At 54.4% G+C, this 5,803-nt stretch carries 7 protein-coding genes; 4 read left to right on the forward strand and 3 right to left on the reverse strand.

All coding sequences use genetic code 11. The features are described from left to right. The coding region (locus WH50_RS26720; RefSeq protein ID WP_207780479.1) for a hypothetical protein at positions 1-239 on the forward strand (239 nt) is incomplete at its 5' end. A gap of 174 nt (positions 240-413) precedes the next feature. On the opposite strand, the gene WH50_RS24935 is transcribed toward WH50_RS26720, so the two are convergent. Both WH50_RS24935 and WH50_RS24940 read right to left on the reverse strand, forming a co-directional pair. Beyond that, positions 414-1,085, reverse strand: coding sequence for a GntR family transcriptional regulator (locus WH50_RS24935; RefSeq protein WP_110190092.1), 672 nt, complete (start codon positions 1,083-1,085; stop codon positions 414-416). 92 nt (positions 1,086-1,177) lie between these two features. Next, a complete protein-coding gene (locus tag WH50_RS24940; RefSeq protein WP_110190094.1) occupies positions 1,178-2,068 on the reverse strand; it encodes a dihydrodipicolinate synthase family protein in 891 nt (296 codons plus the stop codon). 179 nt (positions 2,069-2,247) lie between these two features. Between WH50_RS24940 and WH50_RS24945 the strand changes: the two genes are divergently transcribed. Genes WH50_RS24945 through WH50_RS24955 form a run of 3 tightly spaced genes read left to right on the forward strand, consistent with a single transcriptional unit; the run spans position 2,248 to position 5,103 of the window. Beyond that, positions 2,248-3,246: a sialic acid TRAP transporter substrate-binding protein SiaP gene (locus WH50_RS24945; RefSeq protein WP_110190096.1), complete on the forward strand. Its 999-nt coding sequence runs from the start codon at positions 2,248-2,250 to the stop codon at positions 3,244-3,246. Positions 3,247-3,259: 13 nt separating this feature from the next. Further along, the gene (locus WH50_RS24950) at positions 3,260-3,811 is read left to right on the forward strand and encodes a TRAP transporter small permease (RefSeq protein WP_165838559.1); all 552 of its coding nucleotides are present in this window, start codon (positions 3,260-3,262) and stop codon (positions 3,809-3,811) included. Beyond that, complete coding sequence (locus WH50_RS24955; RefSeq protein ID WP_110190100.1) at positions 3,808-5,103, forward strand: TRAP transporter large permease; 1,296 nt, start codon at positions 3,808-3,810, stop codon at positions 5,101-5,103. Before WH50_RS24950 ends, WH50_RS24955 begins: the two co-directional genes overlap by 4 nt. A 177-nt stretch (positions 5,104-5,280) precedes the next feature. Here WH50_RS24955 and WH50_RS24960 read toward each other — a convergent pair whose 3' ends face one another. Next, entirely contained in the window at positions 5,281-5,472 is a 192-nt protein-coding gene (locus tag WH50_RS24960) for a CPXCG motif-containing cysteine-rich protein (RefSeq protein WP_110190102.1), read from the reverse strand. Positions 5,473-5,803: the final 331 nt, after the last annotated feature.

Below are 5,803 nucleotides of genomic sequence, written 5' to 3' on the forward strand. Positions count from 1 at the left end.
GCACCAAACTTGGCTCAGAGACCCACATTACTCAACGAATTGAGCATCGTTCTCTGACTATTTTGTCGAGTCAGGAACAAGTGCCCACACGAATTATCCGATTAATTTTTAAAGAGCAGCTGATGATCGCAACCACCAGTGAAGAAGAGGTGCGCATTCTATCGAATCACCGGATGATGTCAAGCCGCGTTTTCGCTTGGCTTTTCTTCAGCATTCACCGTTGCCGGCTAAGGTACTGAATTTTAACATCTTCTTTTTCTTCCGGAGCACTCAGCGTGTCGCTGCGTGTTCAGTGGGGGAGCATTATAGGCACTTCCGCGGGCCTGTCAACACCTTTGTTTTGCCACGCTCGTAGATCGCCATAACAGGCAGGAAAGCGTGATAAGCGCTTCAGATCTTTAAAGTACCGAGCCTTACACTTTTAAGGCACGAGAACGGGAGTGCTCTATATGCTCGGTAATCAACCTTACAGCCTGCTCCTCATCTCTGGCCTGAAAAGCGGCGATGATCTTCAGGTGTTCTTCCATTACCGATGCCACCAATTCTGGAAGTATGCCGATGCGCTCCTGACGGATTAAACGAATCTTGATGGAGTTGACCCGATAGACGTTCGAGACCAGCTCATTCTGGAGATGATCCACCATCATGTCATGCATCCCCCAGTCGACACTCTGGGCGCGCTGCAGCAGCTCTCGGGAAACCACACCGGTGCTGGCCTCCTGCTGTATGTGCAGATGTTGCTGATACAGATCTTCAATCTGCTGATCCGATGCGGTCTGCACAAAATTACGTGCAGCCTCTCGCTCAATCATCAAACGTAGCTGAAAGGCATTGCGGATCAACTCGAGATCAATATGCGCAATCTGCATTCCACGTTGAGGAATAGTACGAATCAAACCATCAGCCTCTAGCCTCGGGATCAGCTCCCTGATTGCTCCCAGAGGCATACGTGTCAGTTCAACCAGCTCGCGTTGTGAAATAAACTGCCCAGGTGATATCTCCTGAGCCAGCAAGCGCTCGGTAAAAGTGTCGTACGCCTGATGACGTAGGGTACGTTCACCTCTGGCACCGGACGCTTTCGCCATATAAAACTCCTTAATAAACCATTGGCAGCGTTGAGCCATCCACTTCAGGACGGAGCTCAGGCTGCCTGATTGACTCTATGCAAACACCTGAACTACTTCGCAGGCAGGAACGACTGGCAATGATCAACCAGACGCATCCGGTCGTCGTCACTCAGCGCTAATAAGGGAGCACGACAGCCTAGCCATTGCTCCTCGTCATACGTCGCGGCAACAAGTGCTTTTACCGCCGGAATAACCGGATAGCACAGCACTTCATTGACCAGCGGCGTCAGCCCTGCATGAGCAGGCTGGCCCGCAACGACATCGATCAGCCAATCAGCGCGAAAATTAGCGATACCGCTGATCGTGCCACTTGCCCCCAGACGCACGGCATCTTCGAGCAGACGCTCATCGCCGATCATGATCGCCAAATCAGGAAAATGTTCAAGCAATGCCTTGGAATTGGACCAGTCACCCGCAGAGTCCTTGACCCCGTAGATAAGTGCTGGATAGGCCTGCTTTAGTTGCTGTATCAGCGATACCGACAGCGGCACCGCAGTTAACTGGGGAATGTGGTACAGAATCACTTCTGGCTGCTGCGACTGTACCGCTGATAAAACCTCAGAGAACCACTGCAGCAAGCCCTGCTCATCCACGCCTTTAAAGTAGAAAGGGGGGGCGAGCAGAAAGCGACGGCAACCTATACGCTGCCCCAAGGCAAACATATCCAGCACTTCTTCGTGAGACACCGCCAGCACACCGAGTACGAGCTTGCTGGCAGCAACGCCCTGCTGCAGCAGGAAGTCTACGACCTCCGCTTTCTCCCGCATGCCAAGTGCAGGCCCTTCCCCCGTGGTGCCGAATAGCGTGACGCTGGCACAGCCCTGTTGCAGCAGTCGCTGGACATGGCGCAGCAGCAGCGATTTATCAACCTGACCATCAGCCAGAAAAGGCGTGGTCAGGGCTGCTGAAACACCAAATTTATTGTTGTTAGTTTGGCTCATGGTGGACAGGTCCGTTCTTGGGTTAAGTGAATTTATTACTTGTATATCACTAACATGTTAGCTATACAATTAGCCTGTACATCACGTATCTCTGCATGTTAGCCAAAGGGCTGTTCGACGGACTATAGTGATCAGGCCGCTTGAACAACATTACCAACAAAAATAATCAGGTAAGCACTATGCACAACAAAGCTCTGTCAATTCTGTCCGGGATCATTCTGGGCGCTGCCGCCATCAGCCTCAGTACCACAGCAATTGCCGACCCGCTGAAAATCCGCATATCCTCACCCGCAGTGGAGACGGACTGGCATGCACGCATGCTGACCGTCTTCAAGGATGAGCTGGAGAAGACCTCCCCCGGGCAGTTCGACGTCAACATTTTCCTGAACGCCAGCCTGTTCAAACAGGGTACAGAGCCTGCCGCCATGCAGCGTGGCAACCTTGATATGGCCATGATTTCCGCACAGGACATCAGCAAACAGATTCCTGAATGGTCCGTTTTTACCGCGGGCTACCTGATTCGCAGCCCGGAGCATCAGCAGCATGTATTCAATTCACCGCTGGGGCAGCAGTTCTACAAAATGGTCGAGGAAAAGATGCACATCAAAATCCTCGATGTCGGCTATCTGGGCAGTCGTGAGCTGAATCTGCGGGATGACAAGGAAATCAGGACGCCAGCTGATCTGGCAGGTGAGAAGCTGCGCATGCCCGGCTCGAAAGAATGGCAATTCCTTGGTCAGGCGCTGGGAGCCAACCCGGTCCCTCTGGCATTTGGCGAGGTCTATACCGCCCTGCAGACAGGCGCGGTAGATGGGCAGGACAACCCGCTGCCAACCGTCCAGGCGGCCAAGTTCTATGAAGTGACCAAGCAAATCGTCCTGACCAATCACCTGGTCGATGCGATTTTCCTGTCCATGTCGATGAAGACCTACGACAAGCTCACCGATGAGCAGAAACAGCACGTGCAGGAAGCCGCCGCCAAAGCAGTCGCCTTCAACAACGCAGGTCGCATTGCTGATGAGCAGAAGCTTGTGCAGTTCTTCCGTGATCAGGGTCTGAAAGTCTACGAGCCCGACGTCAATGCCTTCCGCCAGCATGTACAGGAAATGTACAAATCATCCGAGATTGCCAAATCCTGGCCTGCCGGGGTTGTCGATCAGATCAACGCCATTCAGTAAGAGACCCTCTGCCATGCGCTCTATCCTCACGTTGGGTAAGCGCATAGCAGAAGCCGTTGCGGTGATGCTGTTCCTTGCCATGTTCAGCATCTTCCTGCTTCAGGTCTTCACTCGCTATGTGCTGAATCATCCACTGGGCTGGACCATCGAAGTCTGCCTGATCCTTTATATCTGGCTGGTGTTCTGGACTGCGGCGTTTTTGCTGCAAGAGTCTGAGCACGTTACGTTCAGCATGCTGTCAGAAGCAGTGTCTCCAGCGAAGCGCCGAATATTCATGATCATCGGCAGTCTTTGCCTGATGGTGGGATTTGGCTCGGCACTGCCGACCGTAGTGGATTATGTCGACTTCATGCAAATTGAAAGCGCACCTATCACGCAGATCCCTCTGAGTTACGTGTATGCGATTTTTCCGGTCTTCCTGCTGGCCGTCACGCTGCGCTCCCTGCTCCGGCTTATCAGTCTGATCAGGCAGCGACCAGTGGCAAGACCAGCCAAGCCAGCCGTACCGGCGACTGGCCCCGATAAGCTTTCCTCTTCTGACCAGCACGAGGTGATGAGCAAATGAGCAGTGCTTTTATCCTGGCGCTTGGTGCGTTCTTTGTTCTTGGGGCCATTGGTGCCCCCATCGCACTGGCCATGATGGTCAGTGCCATCGGTTACCTGTTTGCCACAGGGCAGGATGTAGGCCTGCTGGCCGAACAAAGCCTCAATGGCCTGTTCAACTCTTATGTGCTGCTGGCAGTACCCCTGTTTATCCTCGCGGCCAACTTCATGAATGCGGGAACGGTGAGCGACCGTCTGCTGGAGTTTTGCGTCGCCATTGTGGGTCGATTCCGCGGCGGGCTGGCACAGGTCAATGTGGTTGCCAGTCTGATTTTCTCCGGCATGTCCGGCTCCGCCATTGCTGATGCAGCCGGTCTCGGTCGGGTCATCATTGAAATGATGTGCAAACATGACCGCTATCCTGCGGGTTACGCTGCGGCCGTCACGGCAGCGTCCAGCGTCATAGGGCCGATCATCCCGCCTTCCATTCCGATGATTCTGTACGCCCTGGTGTCCGATACCTCCATCGGTTATCTGTTTCTGGGAGGGATTCTGCCGGGGCTGATACTGGCGGCCGTCATGATGGTGCTGAACGCCTGGGCGGCACGGCGCAGGGATTTCCCCCGTGACGAAGCAGTACCATTGAAAGCCATACCACGTATTACCGGACGAGCCTTCCCGGCGCTGTTGCTGCCCGTAATTCTGCTGGCCGGCATCTACGGCGGTGCCGTCACACCGACAGAAGCCGCCGCCGTGGCCGCTGCCTATGCGCTGCTGCTGGCTGCGGTGTTCTACCGTTCCCTGACCCTCAGGGAGTTCATCACGCTGGTGCGAGACGGCGCCCGCTCCACTTCGGTGGTCGGTCTGATCATTGCCTCAGCGCTGGTGTTCAACTACGTGGTAGCCAACGAAAACATTCCCAATATTGTCGCGGCTCATCTGGCGCATATTCAGATGTCACCGCTGCTGTTTCTGCTGCTGATCAACGTGCTGTTTCTGCTGCTGGGCTGTCTGTTTGATGCCACCACACTGCTGCTGATCGTCGTGCCGCTGTTCCTGCCCGCCGCCAGAGAGCTGGGTATCGACCTGGTACATTTCGGGGTGATCATCACCATTAACATCATGCTGGGCCTGATCACTCCCCCCTACGGAGTGCTGCTATTCGTGATCAATGGTGTTACTGGTATTCCGCTGAAGGATATCATCCGCGAAATCTGGCCCTTTATCGGGGTCATTCTGCTGGCACTGCTGTTCATGGTGATCGTACCGGACAGCGTGCTGTGGCTACCCCGGCAGTTTGGCTACCTCGGCTAAACCCTCCAACAGCACAGGGCGCTCAGCAGAAAGCCCTGTGCCAAACATCCCTTTGACGATCTGGCGAACCAGAGACAATCAAGGCGACAGGCGCTGAGAAGGCGGACTCTGGTCTCCCTTAATAAGCCATCCGGCGCTTTTCAACGCTGGATGGCCGACACCTGGCCGGTCAGGCTCTCAGCCATTTTCTCGACTGGCACTGATAGAGATCTGCTCGCTGTCGTCAACCACAATACTGAGCAGGATCGGACTGCAGCACACCGAACAATCCTCGACGTATTCCTGCTCTTCTACTGAACAATCCACCGTCACATCAATTTCTTCACCGCAGTAAGGGCAATACAGATTCTGCGTTTGCAGCGCTTGCATAAGCCATCTCCTTCGATCGTTATTCTTTGCACTTCGTCCAGCCTAGCAGGCTGTTGAAAAACGTTATCGAGGCAGCCGAGACAAGGAAATACTCCTAGAGCACAAGAAACAGGCGAAAAAGCGGAGTTTAGTGAACTAAATGAGCATTTGACTCGCTTTGCTCGCCCCTTCGGGGCCGTGCTAAAGCACGTTCAGCCTTCGGCTGTGAGCCTGTTTTTGACGCGGTATTCGGCAACGCAGATAGATTTTCAACGACCTGTTAGAGTGCCCAGCGCACGCCAGAGTGCGAAGGGCGAATCCCCGGCTCCGGTGCCTGCTGCGCCGGCATCTG

It is taken from the genome of Pokkaliibacter plantistimulans, from assembly GCF_003194385.1.
In the GTDB taxonomy this organism is placed as follows: domain Bacteria; phylum Pseudomonadota; class Gammaproteobacteria; order Pseudomonadales; family Balneatricaceae; genus Pokkaliibacter; species Pokkaliibacter plantistimulans.

Coding starts and splice junctions, on each gene's coding strand:
- WH50_RS24945 (WP_110190096.1), top strand. CDS start 2,248: ATGCACAACAAAGCTCTGTCAATTCTGTCCGGGATCATTCTGGGCGCT.
- WH50_RS24950 (WP_165838559.1), top strand. CDS start 3,260: ATGCGCTCTATCCTCACGTTGGGTAAGCGCATAGCAGAAGCCGTTGCG.
- WH50_RS24935 (WP_110190092.1), bottom strand. CDS start 1,085: ATGGCGAAAGCGTCCGGTGCCAGAGGTGAACGTACCCTACGTCATCAG.
- WH50_RS24960 (WP_110190102.1), bottom strand. CDS start 5,472: ATGCAAGCGCTGCAAACGCAGAATCTGTATTGCCCTTACTGCGGTGAA.
- WH50_RS24940 (WP_110190094.1), bottom strand. CDS start 2,068: ATGAGCCAAACTAACAACAATAAATTTGGTGTTTCAGCAGCCCTGACC.
- WH50_RS24955 (WP_110190100.1), top strand. CDS start 3,808: ATGAGCAGTGCTTTTATCCTGGCGCTTGGTGCGTTCTTTGTTCTTGGG.